Genomic DNA, 19,238 nt, shown 5'->3' with positions numbered 1-19,238 from the left:
GATTCAACGATCTAGTTCTAGCCCGAATCACTTCTCTTCAAACTGATTCGCAAGTCGATAGAAGTCTTGAACTTGCTCTTTCAACTGCTGACTGTTTTGCTCTACAGAGTGCGTCGCCGCTAGATTCTGCTCCGCTGTCGAGGCAATAGAATGAATGTGCTGATTCACGTCACTAGATAACTGCAACTGTTTATTGGCAGAGTCCGCGACATTAACCATCAAGCCACTCATGGTTTGCATCATTTGCTCTACCTCAGATAAACGCAATGCGCTTTGCTCAGCGACATTTGAGCATGTGTCAGTTTGTTCTTTGTTAGCAATAATATCTTTCTGCCAGCCATGAATCGTTGTCAACATGGTGTCGATGGATGCTTTAATTTGCTCAGTCGCATTTGAAGTACGCCCAGAAAGCGCTCTTACTTCATCAGCAACAACAGCGAAGCCACGACCTTGTTCACCCGCTCGCGCTGCTTCGATTGCAGCATTAAGCGCTAACAGGTTAGTTTGATCGGCTATCCCCCCAATCTCTTCCATTAATTGACTTACCTTTTGTGCTTGATCGCTCAATTGATATGTCGTTTCGGTCGCTTTCTCAGCCTGTAAGCTAAGTTGGGCTAAGTTGGTATGGGTTTGGTCGATGGTCTCTTTCGCCATCAGGCATGACTGCAACGTATCATCTATCAATAGATGCGCATCGTTCGTGCTGGATGACACCGAGTTTGCAGAAGCTTCCATCGACTCTGTCGCGTCTCGAACTTGCCTTATGTCTTTGTTCTGCTGAGTTAACGCCGCTGATACTTCTGCTGTGGTACTGTTAAGCTCTTCCGCACAACTTTGCAATGGTAGAGCGGAATCGGTCATACGCCCTAGAACGGTACGGATTCGAGCTGAAAGCATCTTGATGTGAAAGTCCGCAATCGAGAATTGATGATTACCGGAATACACTAGGCGACTAACACTATCGTATTGAGCTTGCAGCTTTTTAAACTGCTGAGGTGTATCGATAAGCTCTTGGCGAAATAGTACAGCCAAAACACTAGCAGGAAGCAATGTAGCAAGCCAAGCTAGTGGTCCTTCTAATGACAGAGCAAAGCTCGTTACGGGTGCTGCTAACGCCCCAAGAAGAATCGCATAGCGCAAGGTGTCATTTAACTTCAATGCCCACGCTCGACCAGATTTCTCTGCTTTTAACAGCCCTTGGTACGCTTTAGAAGCAATATCTACCCACTCTCGCTTGGGCTTAACACGAACCGATTGATAGCCCACTACTTGGTGGCCTTCATAAATTGGAGTTACGTAAGCATCAACCCAGTAGTAACCACCTGATTTGGTACTGTTTTTTACAATTCCTCGCCACGCTTTGCCTTGTTTTAGGCGCGCCCACATATCACCAAATGCAGCTTTTGGCATATCTCCGTGACGAACGATATTGTGGTTTTGTCCAAGCAATTCGTCGTGATTGTATTCAGCAATTCTGCAAAACGCGTCGTTACAGTAAGTGATAACGCCTTTGAGATCCGTAGTGGAAACCAGTTCGTCAGAATCTCCTACGAGGGTTTCTTGAGCTTTATTGGAAAGAGTGGCTGACATATATAATTTTCTTTGAAATTTCTATTTTTGTGGCGAGATATATACACAAATATCAAACTTATTACAAAATATTAGATAAAAAGTCTTAACCAAACGACACTTTTTACTCAAAATTGGTTGTTTTTATTACAATCTTTCGCCAAAGATAAGCAGGTGAGCCAAATAACAAAAATATGACTTACTCAACAAGAAGCACTATTCGTTAATCGTCTCTTGTTGGGCTGTGCTTCTTTCCTTCGCTAAGAATATTGCCATCACCAGTAAAACAAAGGGCAATACATGTAAGTTCAATTTCTGCCATCCCACAGTGGACTCTAACCAACCAGATAAAAGTGCGGTAATGGTGACGCAACTGAACACGAAAAACTCGTTGAGCGCCTGTGCTTTACTCTTATTCTTTGCTTTATAGCTCTGACTAAACAAGCTGGTTGCTGCAATGAACATAAAATTCCATCCAACCCCAAGTAAGATCAACGCCGCACTGAAATGCCAAATAGAAAGCCCATGCATATTAATCGCAATACAAGCAATAAAAAGTACACCGCCAGCCAATATCATCTTCTTTGCACCAAACTTCTCAATCAAGCTGCCGGTAAAGAAAGCGGGAACAAACATCCCCAATACATGCCATTCAATAACCCCGGCAGCTCTTGTAAAATCAAAGCCACAGCCAATCATTGCTAGCGGTGTTGCCGTCATTAGTATATTCATTACGGCATAAGCAACCATCGCTGCTAAGACCGCAATCATAAAGTTAGGGCGATAGATTATTTCTTTGAGAGTGTCGGGCTTTGCATGGACATTTTGAGCATGCGCCGGCGGAAATCGTATCGTTTGCAGTAATACTAATGCCGTGATGTACAAAACAATAAGTACCGCAAAAGCACTAATATAGAGTCCATCACCTGACCACTTTTGTGAGTAGACTGCAAGGTTTGGTCCTAATACTGCCGCTAATACCCCGCCCGCCATTGAAATAGAAATGGCGCGGTGTCTAGCAGATTCATCACAAACTTCAATCGCTGCAAATCGATAGAGTGTACCGAAGCCAATCCCAACTCCCAATAAAAAAGTAGAAGTACAAAACAAGGTGAAGTTCTCTAACGACAAAGCATACGTTGCCAATGATGCGCCAAGGATGCCAATAACGTTACCCAAACTGAAACCTAAACGGCGGCCAAGTTTGCCCATAATTAAAGAAGCAGGAATAGTCGCAGACATCAATCCTAAAAACTGAAATGCGACAGGGAGCGTGATCATACTTGGAGAAGGCGCGATTTGTTTGCCGATAAGAGCAATGACGGAAATAAGAAGTATGTTCCCAGTCATTAATAAAGCTTGGCAAAGTGAGAGTAGCCAGACGTTTTTATTCATCTCAATCCTTGAGTTTATTTTAATCTATTCAGACACCATAACGGATTTGAGATTAAAACACATCGGATATGTGCAACAGATTGGCCTTTGTAATCGAGTCATTTCGGCTATCAATGCAATAAAACGACTTCGAGCACTAACAAAGCCAGCTGAGTGCTGGCTTTTCAAGGATTTGAAACGCTTACGTTTACTTGGCGCGACGTGCTTTTACTGCATCGGATAGCTGACGTAGAACTGTTTCTGTATCTTCCCAGCCGATACATGCATCAGTAATGGATTGACCGTATGTTGCAGTTTTTCCATCAACCAAATCTTGGCGACCTTCAATCAGGTGAGATTCAATCATCACACCGAAAATAGCCTCTTCGCCACCAGTAATCTGCTCCGATACGTCATCAGAAACCAGCATTTGACGCTTGAACTGCTTAGAGCTGTTCGCGTGGCTAAAGTCGATCATCACTTTCTTCGGTAGACCTGCAGCGTCTAGCTCATCTTTGATTTGCGCTACATGAGATGCACTGTAGTTCGGCTCTTTACCACCACGCAGAATAATATGACAGTCAGGGTTACCAGCCGTTTCGACAATCGCAGAGTGACCATACTTAGTAACAGATAAGAAGTGGTGAGATGCGCTTGCTGAACGGATTGCATCACTCGCGATCTTGATGTTGCCATCAGTACCGTTTTTGAAGCCAACTGGGCAAGACAAGCCTGACGCTAGCTCACGGTGTACCTGAGATTCAGTCGTACGTGCACCGATAGCCCCCCAACTAATAAGGTCAGCGACATACTGTGGCGTGATCATATCTAGGAATTCACTTGCTGTTGGAAGCCCCATATCTGTTAGATCAAGTAGTAACTTACGACCAATACGAAGACCATCATTCAGCTTGTAAGTATCATTTAAATACGGGTCGTTGATTAGTCCTTTCCAACCTACAGTGGTACGCGGCTTCTCAAAGTAAACACGCATTACGACTTCAAGTTGCTCACCGAGTTCATCTCGAAGTATTTTGAGTTTTTTTCCGTATTCCACCGCTGCGTCTGGATCATGAATTGAACACGGGCCAACAATCACCAGAAGACGGTCATCTTTTCCTTCAAGGATATTATGAATCGCATTGCGGCATTCAAATGTTGTTGTGGAAGCTGTTTCAGTTGCCGGAAACTTCTCTAATACTGCTACAGGTGGCAATAACTCTTTTACTCTATTAATTCTTACATCATCAGTTTGAAACATTACTTCTACTTCCTAGTTGCTATCCCTGTCCCACAATTTCTTTCAATTTTGCTCAGGGCATACCTGCTCAGAATGCAAGCAAACACAAAGGCTGTGGGCTCATTTTATCTTATCGATACAGTTAACTTATCGGCTCAGGAGAATAGTTGCAAACACTTTTTTATATAAAATGCAATTCATGGAAGATCGTTAACTTTAAAACACAGTGTAAATTATTACTTACACCCTCTCATCAGATTGTTCCTACTTTTTAATCAAGTACAAAAAAGCGTCTACAATGTAAGAAATATCAGAAGTTTGTCGCGGTTTATAGGAAAAAAGATGTATCAGGATATAAGATTATGTAGCGCAATGTTAAATGGCGTAAATATTAAACTAATATCCTATGACCAATAATCGCTCTGATTTGTCAGGAAAGTAAGAGTTAATATGCAATCAATACAAGGAAATACTATGAATAAAGTAGCAATTGCAATAGCAGCAGTGGTAGCAAGTGGTGGTGCCCTTATCGGCTCAGTTAACGCTGAACCGTATATTGGCGGCAAGATTGGACTTGGTACCTTAGATGACTCATGTTATGCAAGCAGCCCATGTGACGAAGAATCGTTCGCTGCAGGTTTACACATCGGCTACAGCTTTAATGATTATATTGATGCTGAATTTGGCGCTGATTACCTAGGCAACTTTGATAGTAATTTTAAAGTGCCTGCGGGATACAGCGGAGTGATAGATGACGACCTTTGGGCTCTTACACTAGCACCTAAGTTTAACTTGCCTCTCAATGACTCTTGGCAACTATTCGCTAAAGTAGGTGCTGCATACATGATGTATGACAATGGTAAAGACTTCGTACCAACTGGCTCATTAGGTGTTGAGTACACGTTGAACTATAACTTCAGCTTAAGGGCTGAATATCAACGATATCAAGATATGTCTGACGATATCATCGATGATATGGATGCAAACTTCTTCGGTATAGGATTCAACTACAAATTCGGAGCAGCTCCTATCGCAGCTCCTATTATCGTAGAGGAAGTGGTAGAAGAAACTGTTGTCGAAGAAGCTGTTATGATGACAAAGATGCACAAAGAAGAGTACGGTACAGGTACGTTTGAATTCGACAGTGCTAAACTAACCGATTCAGTATCTGAACGTCTAGACAACTTCGTAAACTTCTTGAATGAGTACCCTCAAGCTCAAGTTGAAATCACTGGTTACACAGATAGCTCTGGTTCAGCTGTTTACAACCAAGAACTGTCTGAACGTCGTGCTCAATCTGTTGCTGATTACCTAATCGCAGCAGGTATTGACGCAGACCGCTTTACAGTTAAAGGTTTGGGCGAAGAAAACCCTGTTGCCGACAACAGCACACATGAAGGTCGAGAGAAGAACCGTCGTGTTGAAGTACTCGTTCCTGAGTTCCAATATGAAGAACTTGTACAACCAGAATAAGAGTTTGTGCTCTAATTCCTAGTCAAAGGGGTGCTTCAGCATCCCTTTTTGTTTACCTCCTATTTGTATTTACCACTCGAACCTCCCGAACTAGCATATGGCTTAACACAATATAGTTGTTCGCTCTCACACACTCTTGCTTCAAGCTCTTCTTCGTAAACAGCAATGCATAACCTGATACTCCCATAGCCAACCAGAGAACACTTCAAAGGTTACCAATAGCTAGCGAATAAGCTTAGGTAAGCAGTTTCAAAACGGTGTGGATTCCATAAAGTATGGCAATCAATGTGGGATACAAATAAAAACCGCGCCTCTTAAGCACGGTTTAATGCCGTTGACAAAGCGCATTTATTGCGCAAAGAACAAGGTAATATAGTGATCAGCTAACAAGGCTACAAACAGAGCGAGTAAGTGATAAATGGAGAATTTAAAGGTTTCCATTGCGCTGTTTTGCTCTGGGGAAAACTTCAACTTCCAAGCATGATACATAAAACCTGCATTGAGAAGCAGCGAAGAGAAAAGATAAACCGAACCAACCATACCCACCAACACAGGAAGAATACAAACAAGCGTGAGTAGAATCGTGTACAGAAGAATCGAAGTTTTGGTGTATTCAATGCCATGAGTCACGGGGAGCATCGGAATATCCACTTTGCGATAATCTTCAACTCGATGAATCGCGAGCGCCCAGAAATGTGGTGGTGTCCAAATAAAAATAATCATCACCAACAACCAAGCGTGAGCGTGTAACTCTCCCGTCACTGCAGTCCACCCTAAAAGTGGCGGCATAGCACCTGCAATTCCGGCAATTACAATGTTTTGTGGGGTCGCTCGTTTGAGATACATGGTGTAAACCACCGCGTAACCGAGCAAGCTTAAAAACGTCATCCAAGCTGTTAACGGATTAACCAGTGCGTACAAAAGTACAAAACCAACAACACCTAACGTAACAGCAAACAACGCGACTGATAACGGATTCGTGTCACCAGAAGGCAGAGGACGCTTGTGAGTTCGAGCCATTCGCGCATCAATTCGGCGATCGATGAGGTGATTAAACGCTGCCGCGGAGCCAGCCATTAAGCCAATCCCGATAAGGCCAATCGCCGCTTGTAGCCAAGGAAAACTGGCCACCGGCGCTAAGCTCATTCCGACAATGGCGGTAATCAACATAAGCGCGACGACTTTAGGCTTTGTCAGTTTTAAATAGGTTGAACCAATCTTTTTCTTACCACTTTCCAGAGGTAACGCGATTTCTTTACTCATAGCGAACTCCTTTCGCTTGATGACTCCAACGAGCCTTACCCTGCCATAAATAGAACTGACTAACGCAGATAAGTGTAAGCATGATGGCTGCACCAAGATTGTGCGCCACCGCTACATAGATAGGCAGTTGGAACACAACATTACTAACGCCTAATAGGATTTGGCAAACCAAAGCTAAGCCAATCCAAACACCTAAGCGCTGAGAATGATGTGAATCTTGTTTTAGTAGTAGAATGCAATATGCCAACACAACGAACGCAGTAACAATCGCACCAATGCGGTGACTGACATGGATCGTCATTCGAGCTGAATAATCTAATACACCAAATTCATAGTTATCAACCCCTGTCTGCCAGAACGAAAACGCCTCTTTCCATGATAAATAGCTTGTCCAGTTCCCTTCACATATTGGTAAAGCAGTGCACATTAGAGCGGCATAGTTTGATGAGGTCCAACCGCCAAGCAAAACCTGCATCAGCACCACTCCAAAAGCCAGCAAGGAGAAGGTTCTTACATTTTTAGAGGAGGGAGAAAAGTAAACGCTGTGTCGAGTTTGTAATTGGCAATAGAATATCGCTTGCAGTGCAAGCAGCGTAAAGCCACCCAGTAGATGCAGCATCACAATCACTGGCATCAATTTTAACGTCACTGTCCACATTCCTAATGCCGCTTGCCCAAGGACAAGGATACAAAGCAAGACAGGAATCGTCGGATCGACTCGCTCTGCTCTCACCGCCATGATTGCCATCATCAGAATGACTAAGCCTAAAGTTCCAGCGAAGTAACGATGAATCATCTCTAACCATGCTTTCCCTTGCTCCACTGCGCGCTCTGGAAACAACGCATTTGCCTTCGTGACTTCGGCTTCGGTTTGAGGAACGAATAACTGACCGTAGCAACCCGGCCAATCTGGACACCCCAAACCTGCATCAGCCAGTCGCGTATATGCGCCTAACATGATGACCACAAGAGTAAGACACAGGCTGAACCTAACCAAACCACTTAACGTCATATTGCCCCCTCCCTAGCCTACGCGTGACAACTTCAATAGTTTTCGTAAGTCCGCCAATACGTCCTTACTTAACCGCACCAAATCCTCGTTTGCTTCTGGCGTATAGGACATTACAAGCTGCCCGAGCGGATCGACGATCAACACCTGACCTGCTTTCACTCTCGATGAAAGCGCGTCATTCATTTGCATCACGACAATGCTCTGGTCAACGTCATTCGCCTCTTTCGAAGTCCATATAACAGGCACAACACGCTCTTGATATTTACCTAATGCAATATGGCTTTGCTGCATCAAGTGTATTTGTTGCTGGCATTGTTCTTTACACTCCGATGGCAACACATAGGCTAATTGCCAACCTTTTTCGTCTAACGGCGATGGCTGACCTAATTGTTCGAACGTGATATATGGCTCAACCAATTCACCTCGATTGGTTACTCCCGTTTCGTACCAACCTTGACTCAATACAACCTTGGCAATAATCGCGGGGAGGGCAAATAGACAAATCAGAGACACCAATACAATTCGTCCTTTCGTGACTGCATTTGTCATTTCTCACCTCCTTGTGAGCGTGGTTGTCGAATCCAACGAATAAAAATCAGGATTGTGATAAGCAAAAATACGCCAGCCATAGCGAACCATTGAAAAGCATAACCAAAGTGCTTTGCACTGGTTAAAGGTAAAGGGTTCCAAGGAAATGAATACGGCCATCGCGTTAGATTGTCGGGTTGAATGACCGTTGGCATTAACTCAACGTTAAGTAGTTGGCTAAGTTGATTGATGTTGAGGTTTTGCACTCTGATCGTATCGTCCATTTCAGCCATTAGGTCTGAACTTAGCGGATTAGTTGATTTACGATACAAACGCCCGGTGATGCCATATGGCGCTGTCAGATGTTCAACCTTCGGTAACACGGCTCTGGAGCGTTCTCCCTTCACAAACCCAAGTTCAAGCAACGTCAGAGTCGCAGGATCATGAGACATCGACACGATTTGAAACGCAAGGTAACCCACTTCGCTCTGATACGTCTGGTTATCTAATAAAATGATTGGGAGTGGTTCAGGTGTCACATTCGCTTTTACTTTAACCCCTATAATACTCTCTTCTCGCCAATCGTTCATTTCCAATACTTCAGATATGTCCTGATAAGAGGTATTTGCCCTTGCTAAAATCGCTTGCTCCAAAAACTGCTTTTCATTGCCACGTTCCAATTGCCAATAGCCCAGTTTGACCAATAGAGAAAACACAGCCACAGTTAAAAAGACAGCAACCCAAACCCATTTCGATAATATCGACGACGAAACCGGAGGTGCCATGTCCACCGTATTTCTGTTCAAACTAACGCTTGTCCTTTTGCTGCTTTTCATCATCTTTAACCTCGCAAAAGCGCTTATCGAAATGGTTCGCGAAGACCCTGAAGATTCATCGAAAAAAGGTAAACCAATGAGCCATTACCTCGGTCGTCGTGTCATGTTTTCTGCGTTAGTCGTGATACTCCTTCTGATTGCTCTAGGGGCTGGATGGATAGCCCCTAACCCTCGCCCTTACTAGCTTTACAGCACATAAACGAAAACAAACAAGCATAGCCAAACCACATCAACGAAGTGCCAATACCAACTACCCGCTTGGAATGCAAAATGGTCTTTCGGCGAGAAATGGTCTTTGGCGATGCGGAACAGCAATACAATGAGAAAAATGGTGCCGAGACAAACGTGCAATCCATGAAAGCCCGTCAGCATAAAGAAGGTGTTTCCGTAAATACCGGATTGCAGCGTTAGTCCAATATCTTGATAAGCGTGCGCATACTCAACGGCTTGGTAATAAAGGAAGAAGCCCGCCAAGACGATAGTGATTTCCAACCAAACAATCAGTGCAGTTCGTTTATCTTGTTCTAAGCTGATGTGTGCCATATGTAAGGTAATCGAAGACAATAACAGCAAGATAGTGTTGGTTAATGGAATCCCTTGCCATGGCATAGCTTGCGTTGTTTCCCCACCTGGCGTAGTGGTGAGCGGCCATATCGCCTCAAAACTTGGCCACAACACTTCATGGGTCATGAAGTTGTTATCGGCACCGCCTAACCAAGGTACCGAAATCATTCTCGCGTAAAACAGGGCACCAAAGAACGCGCCAAAGAACATCACTTCTGAAAAGATGAACCAACTCATCCCTTGTCTAAATGAACGCGTGATTTGCGCACTATATTTTCCGGTAAGGGACTCCGTGATAACGTTACTGAACCACCCTGCTAGCATGTAAAGCAGAAACAGCATACCAACCGCGAGAATAATGCCGCCAAGTGTGCCAACCGCACCATCACTTTGGGTACCTTGTACCGTCATCCCAGCACCGACCGCAACAAGGAATAACGCAAATGCCCCAACAATAGGCCAGCTGCTCTGTGCAGGAACATAATAGGTCTCAGGCTTGTTACTCATAAGTTCTCTCCTTACAGACGCTTACCCGCCTGTTGCTCGCTCCTTGAGAGGCTAACTACCGACGACTCGCCCGATTGAGGAGGAAATTTGTAGAGTGTGTAAGACAAGGTCAATGTATGGATTGAATCCGGCACATCCGGTTCAATGTAGAAAATCAGAGGCATACTCGCTTGTTGCTTACCTTCCAATGGTTGTTGATTAAAGCAAAAACACTCGATTTTATTGAAGTAAGCCGCACCAGTGCCCGGCGATACGGATGGTACAGCTTGCCCTACCAAGTCTTCACCACTTTGATTAAATGCAAGATATTCAGTTTGAATCACTTCGCCCGGATGAACGTCCATGGATACAACCTTGGGTTTGAATTCCCAAGGCATATCTGGGCTTACGTGTGCCATAAATTCCACGCGAATGGTTCTGGTGATATCTGCTTGCATGCCCGTTGGTTGAATCGCTGCCACATCACTGGTTTTGCCGTTAATGCCAAGCGCATCGCACATGATGTCGTAGAGTGGCACAAGAGCAAAACCGAAGCCAAACATCAGCACAGTCGCTAACAGCAACTTGATAGTGAGTTTCTTATTGGATGAAGTACTTTGCATCTCACTCACCTCACGCTTGCTTAATCAACTTTTGGCGGTGTTGTGAACGTATGATGAGGAGCAGGACTTGGCACCGTCCACTCTAAACCTTCTGCACGTTCCCACGGTTTGGCTGTTGCTTTTTCACCACCACGAATACATTTGATGACTAGCCACAGGAAGATAAGTTGAGACAAACCAAAGGCGAAACCACCTATTGATACGATTTGGTTAATGTCCGCAAACTGGATGGCGTAATCAGGAATACGTCTTGGCATCCCCGCTAAACCCAAGAAGTGCATTGGGAAGAACAATACGTTGACCGAGATGATGGAACACCAGAAATGCCACAGACTGAGCTTGTGGTCGTACATATTGCCCGTCCACTTCGGTAGCCAGTAATACGCCGCTGCCATAATCGAGAACACCGCACCTGATACCAAGACATAATGGAAGTGAGCGACAACAAAGTACGTGTCGTGGTATTGGAAGTCTGCTGGCACAATGGCCAACATCAAGCCGGAGAAACCACCTATCGTGAATAAGACAATAAAGGCGATCGCAAATAACATCGGCGTCTCAAACGTCATGGCTCCGCGCCACATGGTCGCCACCCAGTTAAACACTTTCACCCCAGTTGGCACCGCAATCAACATGGTGCAGTACATAAAGAAGAGTTCCGCGAATACTGGCATCCCCGTGGTAAACATATGGTGTGCCCAGACTAGGAATGAAAGCAACGCAATACTACAAGTCGCGTAAACCATCGAATGGTAACCAAACAGTTTTTTACCACTGAAAGCCGGAATGATTGCCGAAATAATCCCAAACGAAGGCAAGATCATGATGTATACCTCTGGGTGACCAAAGAACCAGAAGATGTGTTGGAACATCACCGGGTCACCGCCACCAGCGGCATCAAAGAAGCTGGTACCGAAGTATTTATCGGTCAGTACCATGGTCACCGCACCGGCTAGTACGGGCATCACAGCTATCAACAAGAACGCCGTGATTAGCCAAGTCCAGACAAACATAGGTAGCTTGAACCAAGTCATGCCCGGTGCACGCATATTTACAATCGTCACGATGACGTTGATGGCCCCCATGATGGAACTGATACCCATGATATGGACTGAGAATACAAACAACGCCGTGCTGTCAGGACCATAAGTTGTAGAAAGCGGCGCGTAGAAGGTCCAGCCGAAATCAGGGCCACCACCCGGTAAGAACAAAGAGCCGATCAAAATGAGGAACGCAAAAGGTAAGATCCAAAAACTCAAGTTGTTCATTCGTGGCAAAGCCATGTCCGGTGCGCCAATCATCATTGGAATCATCCAGTTGGCTAAGCCAGTAAACGCAGGCATCACGGCACCAAATACCATTACAAGCCCATGCACGGTAGTCATCTGGTTAAAGAACTGAGGATCAACCAATTGCAAACCCGGTTGGAATAGCTCAGCGCGAATGATCATCGCCATTGCTCCGCCTGTAAGGAACATGGCAAAGCTAAACCACAAGTAAAGCGTACCGATGTCTTTATGGCTGGTGGAGTAGAGCCAACGCGTTAGTCCTTTCGGCGCGTGATGATGGTCGTGATCGTCTTCAATCGCAATGGTGGTATTTGCGGTCGTTTGCGCTTCTGCAGGAGCAGACTTCACCGCTTTTTCAATTGGCTTACTCATATTTCCTCCTTGGCACTGTCTTGTACCTTAAAGGCGTTAACATCGGATGCTTGAACGGTATCGCCAGTGTCATTTCCCCAAGCATTTCGTTGATAGGTAATAACAGCAGCAATTTCCTGGTCGCTAAGTTGGTTAGCAAAAGCTTGCATCGCTGTCCCTGCACGACCGTTTACTAGTACATCGATGTGAGCCATAACCGGGCCTTTAGCTATTTCGCTGCCTTTAATCGCCGGGAATGCGCCCGGAATGCCTTCACCATTTGCTTGATGACACACGGCACAACGCGCGGTGTAAATCGACTCGCCTTGCCCCATCAAATCTTCCATCGACAGATCTTGCGTCAACGCTTCTTGTGCGGCCGCTTTTTGTAAAGCAAGCTCTTGCTTCTTGTCTGACATCCACTGGTCAAAGTCGTCTTCTGCCATTGCATGAACAACTACTGGCATAAAACCATGTGCTCGACCACAAAGCTCGGCACACTGACCGCGATAGACGCCCGGCTCATCAATCTTGGTCCACGCTTCATTGATAAACCCCGGGATGGTGTCTTTCTTAACCGCGAAGTCAGGCACCCACCATGAATGAATAACGTCATCTGAGGTCATTAAGAAGCGAACTTTACGATTGATAGGCAGAACGAGCGGATTATCCACTTCAAGTAAGTAGTGCGCCCCTTTTGCTTCAATGCCATCAATTTCTTTTTGACTGGTTGCGAGCAAACTAAAAAATTCGACATCCTCGCCGAAGTAGCTGTAATGCCACTTCCATTGAGAGCCTGTGATCTTAATAGTGAGGTCAGATTGGCTAGTATCTTCCATTGCCACCAGTGTTTTGGTTGCTGGAATCGCCATCGCGATAAGAATAATAACGGGGATGACAGTCCAGATAATCTCCACTTTGGTGCTTTCGTGGAAATTAGCCGCAACTGCCCCTTTTGACTTGCGGTGTCGGAAGATGGAATAGAACATCACACCGAATACAACAAAGGCAATGGCGCAGCATATGTAGAAGATCAGCATATGTAATTCATACACTTGCTCACTGATCCCCGTAACACCCCGCGTCATGTTGTAATCATTTTGCTCTGACCAACCTGACGAAGAAAATGTGATAAAAATCACATTCGTTAATAAGGCTAGAGTAGTTGCTAATCTTTTCAAAAGATCTCTCCTCTGCTCAGCCGCTGCGCTTACGCGAGCTTCCTTGCTTCCCGATGCAAATATCGAACAAATTTACGAAAAATCACAAAAACTACGATTTCAGCACTCTTTGTTATATTTATGTTAAAAGGCTAGTTATAGTTCAATAGTTCTTCAAGAAATTAACTATGAATAAATTCTGTACAGGTTGAAAAAATAAATTCGGTTTATCGATTGCCCTCTTTGAAATGTAATTGATAACCATTTACATTAGTAAATAGAAAACATTGAGACACTTTCTAGATAAAAGTGTCTAAACAAGTAGGCTCCCCCTGCTAAGGAAAGACGAATATGACAGCACAAATTACCCAATGGCTAGCACGAGACCCTGACCCTAAAACTCGCGAAGAGCTTCAGCAGCTCGTCGATGCTAACAACGAACTGGAACTGACAGATCGATTCGGATCACGCCTAGCTTTTGGTACTGCAGGCCTACGTGGCAAAGTGGGCGCGGGCCCAAATCGCATGAACCGCTTAGTGATTCAAGAAACCGCGACAGGTCTCGGCCACTACCTGATTGAACAAGTGAAAGATGCATCGTCTCGCGGTGTTGTTATCGGCTATGATGGGCGTCCGGATTCTAAACAGTTCGCACACGATACAGCTTCCGTACTGACTGCTTTGGGCATCAAGGTCTACCTGACCTATAAAGTAGCGGCGACGCCGATTGTTGCTTTTGGTGTCCGTGAACTGAATGCAGCAGCTGCTGTCGTCGTTACCGCAAGCCATAACCCGCCTGAGTACAATGGCTTTAAAGTCTACTGGGAAAATGGCGCACAGATTATTCCACCGCACGATTCTGGTATTGCTGCAAAAATTGATGATGCAACAACTAAACCGCTTCCTCTGATGTCTCTAGATGATGCAAAGCAAAAAGGATTGTTGGTTTGGCTTGAAGACAAGTACTACCAAACGTACCGCAAATCAATGAATGACAACGCACTGCTTACGCCAGATAACAACACAGATATCTCGATCGTTTACACGGCAATGCATGGTGTCGGAGCGGAAATGGCAGAAACGTTACTTGCAGATGCTGGCTTTGAGAAAGTGGCAAGTGTTTCGGAACAGCGTGAACCAGATGGCACATTCCCTACCGTAAACTTCCCGAACCCGGAAGAAGCAGGCGCGATGGACATGGTGATGGCGCTAGGTAAATCTGTCGATGCCGATATTGCCTGTGCAAACGACCCTGACGCAGACCGCTTTGCGGTGGCAGTAAAACGCCCAGATGGCGAATACCAAATGCTGACGGGTGACCAAGTGGGTTCATTGTTTGGTGATTACTTACTGCAAGGTCAACCAAACGCGCTCGTTGGTAATACAATTGTGTCTTCTCGCCTATTGAGCAGCATTGCCAAAGCACACGGTGCAGAATACTACCAAACGCTAACGGGCTTTAAATGGCTAACCAACGTAGCAATGACGCAAGAGACAGAAGCTAATCCATTCCTATTCGCTTACGAAGAAGCGCTTGGCTACACCGTAGGGAACAAAGTATGGGATAAAGATGGCTTGTCAGCACTGGTCGCTTTCTCTCAATTGACAGGTAAGCTAAAAGCACAAGGCAAAACGCTTTGGGATAAGTTAGAAGAGTTATACCGCCAACACGGTTTCTACTTTAACGCACAGCGCAGCATTGCTCTTGATCCTAAATCACCACCAATCGGTGACAAGCTTCGCGCAAATCCACCGAAAGAGATCGCCGGTAAGCGTATTGAAGTCATTGAGGATCTAAAGTCATCACTACGCTTCGTAACCGACGGTCCAACAGAAGCCATCAACTTACCAGCGAGTGACGTACTGGTTTATCACCTAGAAGACAAATCACGTGTGATTGTTCGCCCTTCAGGTACGGAGCCTAAGTTGAAGTGTTACTACGAAGTTATCAGCGACTTCCCAGCAGAGATGGATTACGCCCAAGCGAGCCAAGCAGCAGAAGCGAAGATGAATGCCCTGATCGAAGCACATCAACAAAGTTTGTAATCCAAGCTTGAAGCATCGACTCTGTGACAACAGTAAATAGCAAAAGAGGCGCATCGAGCGCCTCTTTTTTGTTCTATTCAAAACGAATCAAACAATCTGCTTTTGCAAGAAGTGTTTATCGATACCCGCGGCAGGGTAACCCGAATACTGACCGACTTTTTCAAAGCCCAGTTTCAAGTAAAAGTCGAGCGCTTGGAAGCTATAAGTATCGAGATACAAATGCGTCACCCCGTGTGGCTTCACTTGCTCTTCTAGTAAAGCAATCAGCTTGCTTCCTACCCCCGACGTGCGCGCCTCTGCATCAACCCAAAGGTATTCAACGAACACAGTGCTATTGAACATTTCACCCGTGAGCCCGCCAACAATCTTGCCCTCGTCATTACGAGCAAAACAACCAACAGCGTCTACATCCCCATCCGGAAGGTGCATGTTGTTATAAGCACGGATGCCATCACGGATAAAGTCGAGATCGTTTTGTTCTGGATTGAGTTTAAATTCAAGTTTCATACAGCCACTCCTTGGAAATCAGTGTGATACTAAAACAAAAAGCCAGCGAGTGCTGGCTTTTGTTTAAAAATCTGATTGTTCCTACACATTACATCGCGAAGCTACTGAGCATCCATACCGCAAGGATAACGAAAACCAAGCCCATTAACTTGCCTTGGTACATGCGGAATTTTTCATTTTCCAGTAACCCTTTGCCTAATGTACCCGCCAGCGCAACCAACAAGATGTTGAATAGCAATCCCAATACGTTTAAAAGCAAACCAAGCGCAAGCATCTGCTCACCCGAGGATGCGGTAATGTTGCTAGATACAAACTGTGGCAAAAACATCACGAAGAACACTAAGGCTTTAGGGTTCAGCAGGTTACTCATCAATGCACGCTGATAGTAAGTCGACGCCATTTTGTTCTTCTGATCTAGCTCTGGTGCAGCTGAAGCGTCCGCTCGTAAGCAGTCCCATCCCATTTTTAGTAAGTACGCGCCACCAAGTAGATGAAGCACTTTTAACGCGATTGGACTCATCGCAATTAAGGTCGATACGCCCATTGCTGCCAGCAAGGTTAAGATTACGCCTGATGTTGCATTGCCTAAACTTGCGAACAAACCGACTTTCTTGCCATAACTCATGCTAGAGCTGGCTATTAGCAGCATGTCTGGCCCAGGCAATAGAAGAAGTGCAATAACAGCGGTGAGATAAACAGGAAGTACAGATAAATCGATCATGGTGGAACTAGCTATTCAAAAACAGGCGGCGGATCTTATACCAATGAATAGATAACAACCAGACCAAATACCTTTGCCACAAGATAAAATCAGAAAATACAAAAGTTTTTATGCTCAATTTAAAAACAATTAACCTTTTTTATGTTTATTTTTAATACCGATAGCAATTTTGTACAAAAATAAGCAGGATGTATCCGGTAGACTTCAAAGCAACAAGCCTGACACTTGAGCAAAACAAAAAGAGATGAAAGAAAAGAATAAGGAAATCGCGACTTTTAAAATTGCTCAAGAGCTGGGTGGCTTGGAGCTGCTCGATGCAAAATACGAAAAGCAAAACTTCTCTCGCCATAGTCATGAAGGCTACACCATTGGCGTAATCGAAAAAGGCGCACAACAGTTCTTTCGCACTGGCGGCAACCATATTGCGCCGCAAGACAGCATCATTCTGGTGAATGCAGACGAAGTACATAACGGGCATTCAGCGTCAGAGGGTGGCTGGGAATACAAGGCCATGTACCCCGTGCCAGAGCAATTTCAAACACTCGGTGAAGAACTCGGCGCACCTAATGTAGCTCAGCCATACTTCCCCCAACCCGTTGTTTACGATCCAGAACTCGCAAACCAACTGCGGTTGGTATTCGATACTCTAGAGAAGTCCGATAACCGCTTACTAAGAGAGACACTTGTCTACGGTACGCTAGTCAAACTTGCCAGCAAGCACAGTACACATCGAGCTCCGCTTCAAGACGCAACAAAAGCACAAAGGCAAGTACAGTTGGTCAAAGAGTTTCTTGAAGACTTTCCTCAAACCGATGTCTCTTTAGAAGAACTTGCCAAATTGGCGGGCTTGAGCCCTTTTCACCTGTTGCGTGAGTTTCAAAAGCAGTTTGGCTTTCCGCCGCACGCGTTTCAAATTCAACAAAGACTAAGAATGGCGAAAAAGCTACTCAAGCTAGGGCAAAAGATTTCCGATGTTGCTCAAGAATGCGGCTTTCACGACCAAAGCCATTTGCATCGTCACTTTAAAAAAGCCATGGGAGTAACACCCGGGCAGTACATCAAGCATTGTTAGCAATTTTGTACAAGGCAACATGCTGAGGTCAGCCTACCTTAACAGCATGTTTTTTCTATTCAAGTTGAAGTTATGGATACTACTTTGCCAACGCATCAAGACTCAAAAACCTCGCTCTTTTTACAAGGCACCATCGCAATGATGCCACTGAGCATCGCTGTATTGCCTTGGGGGTTACTCGCGGGCTCATTTGCCATTGATACCGGCTTACACCCTTTGGAAGGTCAGGCACTTTCCGCCATTCTGTTTGCAGGCTCCGCACAGCTTGTGGCCATGGGGATGATTAAAGCAGGCGCGGGCTTGACTACCATGTTGCTGACGACCTTTTTCATTACGTCTCGACATTTTCTTTATAGTGTTTCGATGCGCAGTAAAATTTCGCCTTTGCCATTAAAGTGGCGTCTTTCACTTGGCTTCTTACTCACTGACGAGCTGTTTGCCATCGTCGGGCATCAATCCGATAAACAGTTTGATCGATGGTACGCCCTTGGCGCTGGATTAAGCTTCTACTTATTTTGGAACTTCGCAACGCTAGCAGGCATAGTCGCTGGCAGTTTGATACCTGAATTGAATGAGCTCGGGTTGGAATTTGCCGTTGCTGCAACCTTTATCGCGATTGTAGTGCCAACGATCAAAAGTATGCCCGTGTTGTTTAGTGTGCTGGTGGCGTTAGTCAGCTCAGTGGCGCTGAATTATTTCCAAGTGGAAGGAAGCTTGATGTTCGCGAGTGTTCTCGCCATGTTGACGGGCTATTTTGTGGAACCATTGACGACGAAAGCACCAAACCTTGGGTATACCTCGGAGAAACGCCAATGATCTTTTTATCTATCTTAGCCATGACAGCCTTGGTATTCACTAGCCGTTATCTATTTCTAGAACCAAAATTGCCGCTTAAGTTAGGGGTTAGAACTCAGAAAGTCTTGAGCTATGCAAGCCCTGCAGTACTCACTGCTATTTGGGCTCCAATTGTTTTTCTACCAGAAGGTGAACTGAGCGTCAGTTGGCAAAACCCATTTCTATTGGCTGCGCTATTAGCCGCTGTGATTGCATACCTCACTAAGAATGTATTGCTCACCACCATTGTGAGTATGGTGGCGTTTTTACTACTTCGAATTTGGTTGTAG

General features: G+C 45.1%; 19 protein-coding genes. 6 read left to right on the top strand and 13 right to left on the bottom strand.

Features of this window, described 5'->3' with window-relative positions:
* Positions 1-27: 27 nt before the first annotated feature.
* The 3 genes from J4N37_RS23550 to aroG all read right to left on the bottom strand — a co-directional run bounded on the left by J4N37_RS23550 (position 28) and on the right by aroG (position 4,204).
* The gene (locus J4N37_RS23550; protein WP_171357765.1) at positions 28-1,590 is read right to left on the bottom strand and encodes a methyl-accepting chemotaxis protein; all 1,563 of its coding nucleotides are present in this window, start codon (positions 1,588-1,590) and stop codon (positions 28-30) included.
* A 195-nt stretch (positions 1,591-1,785) separates the two neighbouring features.
* Positions 1,786-2,964 (bottom strand): MFS transporter, encoded by a 1,179-nt coding sequence (locus J4N37_RS23545; protein WP_252042548.1) that lies wholly within the window; start codon positions 2,962-2,964, stop codon positions 1,786-1,788.
* 187 nt (positions 2,965-3,151) lie between these two features.
* Positions 3,152-4,204: a 3-deoxy-7-phosphoheptulonate synthase AroG gene (gene aroG, locus J4N37_RS23540; RefSeq protein WP_045394517.1), complete on the bottom strand. Its 1,053-nt coding sequence runs from the start codon at positions 4,202-4,204 to the stop codon at positions 3,152-3,154.
* A gap of 453 nt (positions 4,205-4,657) precedes the next feature.
* Between aroG and J4N37_RS23535 the strand changes: the two genes are divergently transcribed.
* Positions 4,658-5,656: an OmpA family protein gene (locus J4N37_RS23535; protein WP_252042547.1), complete on the top strand. Its 999-nt coding sequence runs from the start codon at positions 4,658-4,660 to the stop codon at positions 5,654-5,656.
* A 348-nt stretch (positions 5,657-6,004) separates the two neighbouring features.
* On the opposite strand, the gene cyoE is transcribed toward J4N37_RS23535, so the two are convergent.
* From cyoE to J4N37_RS23515, 4 genes are read right to left on the bottom strand one after another with little or no spacing between them, the layout of a single operon-like run.
* Positions 6,005-6,919 (bottom strand): heme o synthase, encoded by a 915-nt coding sequence (gene cyoE, locus J4N37_RS23530; RefSeq protein ID WP_252042546.1) that lies wholly within the window; start codon positions 6,917-6,919, stop codon positions 6,005-6,007.
* A complete protein-coding gene (locus J4N37_RS23525; protein WP_252042545.1) occupies positions 6,912-7,931 on the bottom strand; it encodes a COX15/CtaA family protein in 1,020 nt (339 codons plus the stop codon). Before J4N37_RS23525 ends, cyoE begins: the two co-directional genes overlap by 8 nt.
* A gap of 12 nt (positions 7,932-7,943) precedes the next feature.
* Positions 7,944-8,480, bottom strand: a complete 537-nt coding sequence (locus tag J4N37_RS23520) for a redox-active disulfide-containing membrane protein (protein WP_252042543.1) — start codon at positions 8,478-8,480, stop codon at positions 7,944-7,946.
* Complete coding sequence (locus tag J4N37_RS23515; protein ID WP_252042542.1) at positions 8,477-9,244, bottom strand: SURF1 family protein; 768 nt, start codon at positions 9,242-9,244, stop codon at positions 8,477-8,479. The genes J4N37_RS23520 and J4N37_RS23515 overlap by 4 nt, the downstream gene beginning before the upstream one ends.
* On the opposite strand from J4N37_RS23515, the gene J4N37_RS23510 reads away from it, so the two are divergent.
* Complete coding sequence (locus tag J4N37_RS23510) at positions 9,243-9,479, top strand: DUF2909 family protein (RefSeq protein WP_005425979.1); 237 nt, start codon at positions 9,243-9,245, stop codon at positions 9,477-9,479. The genes J4N37_RS23515 and J4N37_RS23510 overlap by 2 nt on opposite strands.
* A gap of 2 nt (positions 9,480-9,481) precedes the next feature.
* Here J4N37_RS23510 and J4N37_RS23505 read toward each other — a convergent pair whose 3' ends face one another.
* Genes J4N37_RS23505 through coxB form a run of 4 tightly spaced genes read right to left on the bottom strand, consistent with a single transcriptional unit; the run spans position 9,482 to position 13,789 of the window.
* Positions 9,482-10,366 carry a cytochrome c oxidase subunit 3 gene (locus tag J4N37_RS23505; RefSeq protein ID WP_010452572.1) on the bottom strand — a complete coding sequence of 295 codons (885 nt, stop codon included), beginning with the start codon at positions 10,364-10,366 and terminating at the stop codon, positions 9,482-9,484.
* 11 nt (positions 10,367-10,377) lie between these two features.
* Positions 10,378-10,968 (bottom strand): cytochrome c oxidase assembly protein, encoded by a 591-nt coding sequence (locus J4N37_RS23500; protein ID WP_252042541.1) that lies wholly within the window; start codon positions 10,966-10,968, stop codon positions 10,378-10,380.
* Between the two features lie 20 nt (positions 10,969-10,988).
* On the bottom strand, positions 10,989-12,629 hold the full coding sequence (gene ctaD, locus J4N37_RS23495) for a cytochrome c oxidase subunit I (RefSeq protein ID WP_182026782.1): 1,641 nt from the start codon (positions 12,627-12,629) through the stop codon (positions 10,989-10,991).
* Complete coding sequence (gene coxB / locus J4N37_RS23490; protein ID WP_045394535.1) at positions 12,626-13,789, bottom strand: cytochrome c oxidase subunit II; 1,164 nt, start codon at positions 13,787-13,789, stop codon at positions 12,626-12,628. Before coxB ends, ctaD begins: the two co-directional genes overlap by 4 nt.
* A gap of 330 nt (positions 13,790-14,119) precedes the next feature.
* Between coxB and J4N37_RS23485 the strand changes: the two genes are divergently transcribed.
* A complete protein-coding gene (locus tag J4N37_RS23485; RefSeq protein WP_252042540.1) occupies positions 14,120-15,814 on the top strand; it encodes a phospho-sugar mutase in 1,695 nt (564 codons plus the stop codon).
* 87 nt (positions 15,815-15,901) lie between these two features.
* Here J4N37_RS23485 and J4N37_RS23480 read toward each other — a convergent pair whose 3' ends face one another.
* Together J4N37_RS23480 and J4N37_RS23475 are read right to left on the bottom strand one after the other, a co-directional pair.
* A complete protein-coding gene (locus J4N37_RS23480) occupies positions 15,902-16,321 on the bottom strand; it encodes a GNAT family N-acetyltransferase (RefSeq protein ID WP_252042539.1) in 420 nt (139 codons plus the stop codon).
* Positions 16,322-16,409: 88 nt separating this feature from the next.
* Positions 16,410-17,042, bottom strand: coding sequence for a LysE family translocator (locus J4N37_RS23475; RefSeq protein WP_010452582.1), 633 nt, complete (start codon positions 17,040-17,042; stop codon positions 16,410-16,412).
* A gap of 244 nt (positions 17,043-17,286) precedes the next feature.
* On the opposite strand from J4N37_RS23475, the gene J4N37_RS23470 reads away from it, so the two are divergent.
* The 3 genes from J4N37_RS23470 to J4N37_RS23460 all read left to right on the top strand — a co-directional run bounded on the left by J4N37_RS23470 (position 17,287) and on the right by J4N37_RS23460 (position 19,238).
* The gene (locus J4N37_RS23470) at positions 17,287-18,114 is read left to right on the top strand and encodes an AraC family transcriptional regulator (protein WP_010452583.1); all 828 of its coding nucleotides are present in this window, start codon (positions 17,287-17,289) and stop codon (positions 18,112-18,114) included.
* Positions 18,115-18,186: 72 nt separating this feature from the next.
* Positions 18,187-18,930: an AzlC family ABC transporter permease gene (locus J4N37_RS23465; protein WP_252042537.1), complete on the top strand. Its 744-nt coding sequence runs from the start codon at positions 18,187-18,189 to the stop codon at positions 18,928-18,930.
* On the top strand, positions 18,927-19,238 hold the full coding sequence (locus J4N37_RS23460) for an AzlD domain-containing protein (protein ID WP_010452587.1): 312 nt from the start codon (positions 18,927-18,929) through the stop codon (positions 19,236-19,238). The genes J4N37_RS23465 and J4N37_RS23460 overlap by 4 nt, the downstream gene beginning before the upstream one ends.

Origin of the sequence: Vibrio sp. SCSIO 43153 (assembly GCF_023716625.1) — a bacterium.
Taxonomy (GTDB): domain Bacteria; phylum Pseudomonadota; class Gammaproteobacteria; order Enterobacterales; family Vibrionaceae; genus Vibrio; species Vibrio rotiferianus.
This window is presented reverse-complemented; position numbering and strand designations above follow the sequence as displayed.

What these genes read in the sequence shown, in the direction of transcription:
- J4N37_RS23550 (WP_171357765.1), bottom strand. Translation starts at nt 1,590, where the DNA reads ATGTCAGCCACTCTTTCCAATAAAGCTCAAGAAACCCTCGTAGGAGAT.
- J4N37_RS23545 (WP_252042548.1), bottom strand. Translation starts at nt 2,964, where the DNA reads ATGAATAAAAACGTCTGGCTACTCTCACTTTGCCAAGCTTTATTAATG.
- aroG (WP_045394517.1), bottom strand. Translation starts at nt 4,204, where the DNA reads ATGTTTCAAACTGATGATGTAAGAATTAATAGAGTAAAAGAGTTATTG.
- J4N37_RS23535 (WP_252042547.1), top strand. Translation starts at nt 4,658, where the DNA reads ATGAATAAAGTAGCAATTGCAATAGCAGCAGTGGTAGCAAGTGGTGGT.
- cyoE (WP_252042546.1), bottom strand. Translation starts at nt 6,919, where the DNA reads ATGAGTAAAGAAATCGCGTTACCTCTGGAAAGTGGTAAGAAAAAGATT.
- J4N37_RS23525 (WP_252042545.1), bottom strand. Translation starts at nt 7,931, where the DNA reads ATGACGTTAAGTGGTTTGGTTAGGTTCAGCCTGTGTCTTACTCTTGTG.
- J4N37_RS23520 (WP_252042543.1), bottom strand. Translation starts at nt 8,480, where the DNA reads ATGACAAATGCAGTCACGAAAGGACGAATTGTATTGGTGTCTCTGATT.
- J4N37_RS23510 (WP_005425979.1), top strand. Translation starts at nt 9,243, where the DNA reads ATGTCCACCGTATTTCTGTTCAAACTAACGCTTGTCCTTTTGCTGCTT.
- J4N37_RS23515 (WP_252042542.1), bottom strand. Translation starts at nt 9,244, where the DNA reads ATGGCACCTCCGGTTTCGTCGTCGATATTATCGAAATGGGTTTGGGTT.
- J4N37_RS23505 (WP_010452572.1), bottom strand. Translation starts at nt 10,366, where the DNA reads ATGAGTAACAAGCCTGAGACCTATTATGTTCCTGCACAGAGCAGCTGG.
- J4N37_RS23500 (WP_252042541.1), bottom strand. Translation starts at nt 10,968, where the DNA reads ATGCAAAGTACTTCATCCAATAAGAAACTCACTATCAAGTTGCTGTTA.
- ctaD (WP_182026782.1), bottom strand. Translation starts at nt 12,629, where the DNA reads ATGAGTAAGCCAATTGAAAAAGCGGTGAAGTCTGCTCCTGCAGAAGCG.
- J4N37_RS23485 (WP_252042540.1), top strand. Translation starts at nt 14,120, where the DNA reads ATGACAGCACAAATTACCCAATGGCTAGCACGAGACCCTGACCCTAAA.
- J4N37_RS23480 (WP_252042539.1), bottom strand. Translation starts at nt 16,321, where the DNA reads ATGAAACTTGAATTTAAACTCAATCCAGAACAAAACGATCTCGACTTT.
- J4N37_RS23475 (WP_010452582.1), bottom strand. Translation starts at nt 17,042, where the DNA reads ATGATCGATTTATCTGTACTTCCTGTTTATCTCACCGCTGTTATTGCA.
- J4N37_RS23470 (WP_010452583.1), top strand. Translation starts at nt 17,287, where the DNA reads ATGAAAGAAAAGAATAAGGAAATCGCGACTTTTAAAATTGCTCAAGAG.
- J4N37_RS23465 (WP_252042537.1), top strand. Translation starts at nt 18,187, where the DNA reads ATGGATACTACTTTGCCAACGCATCAAGACTCAAAAACCTCGCTCTTT.
- J4N37_RS23460 (WP_010452587.1), top strand. Translation starts at nt 18,927, where the DNA reads ATGATCTTTTTATCTATCTTAGCCATGACAGCCTTGGTATTCACTAGC.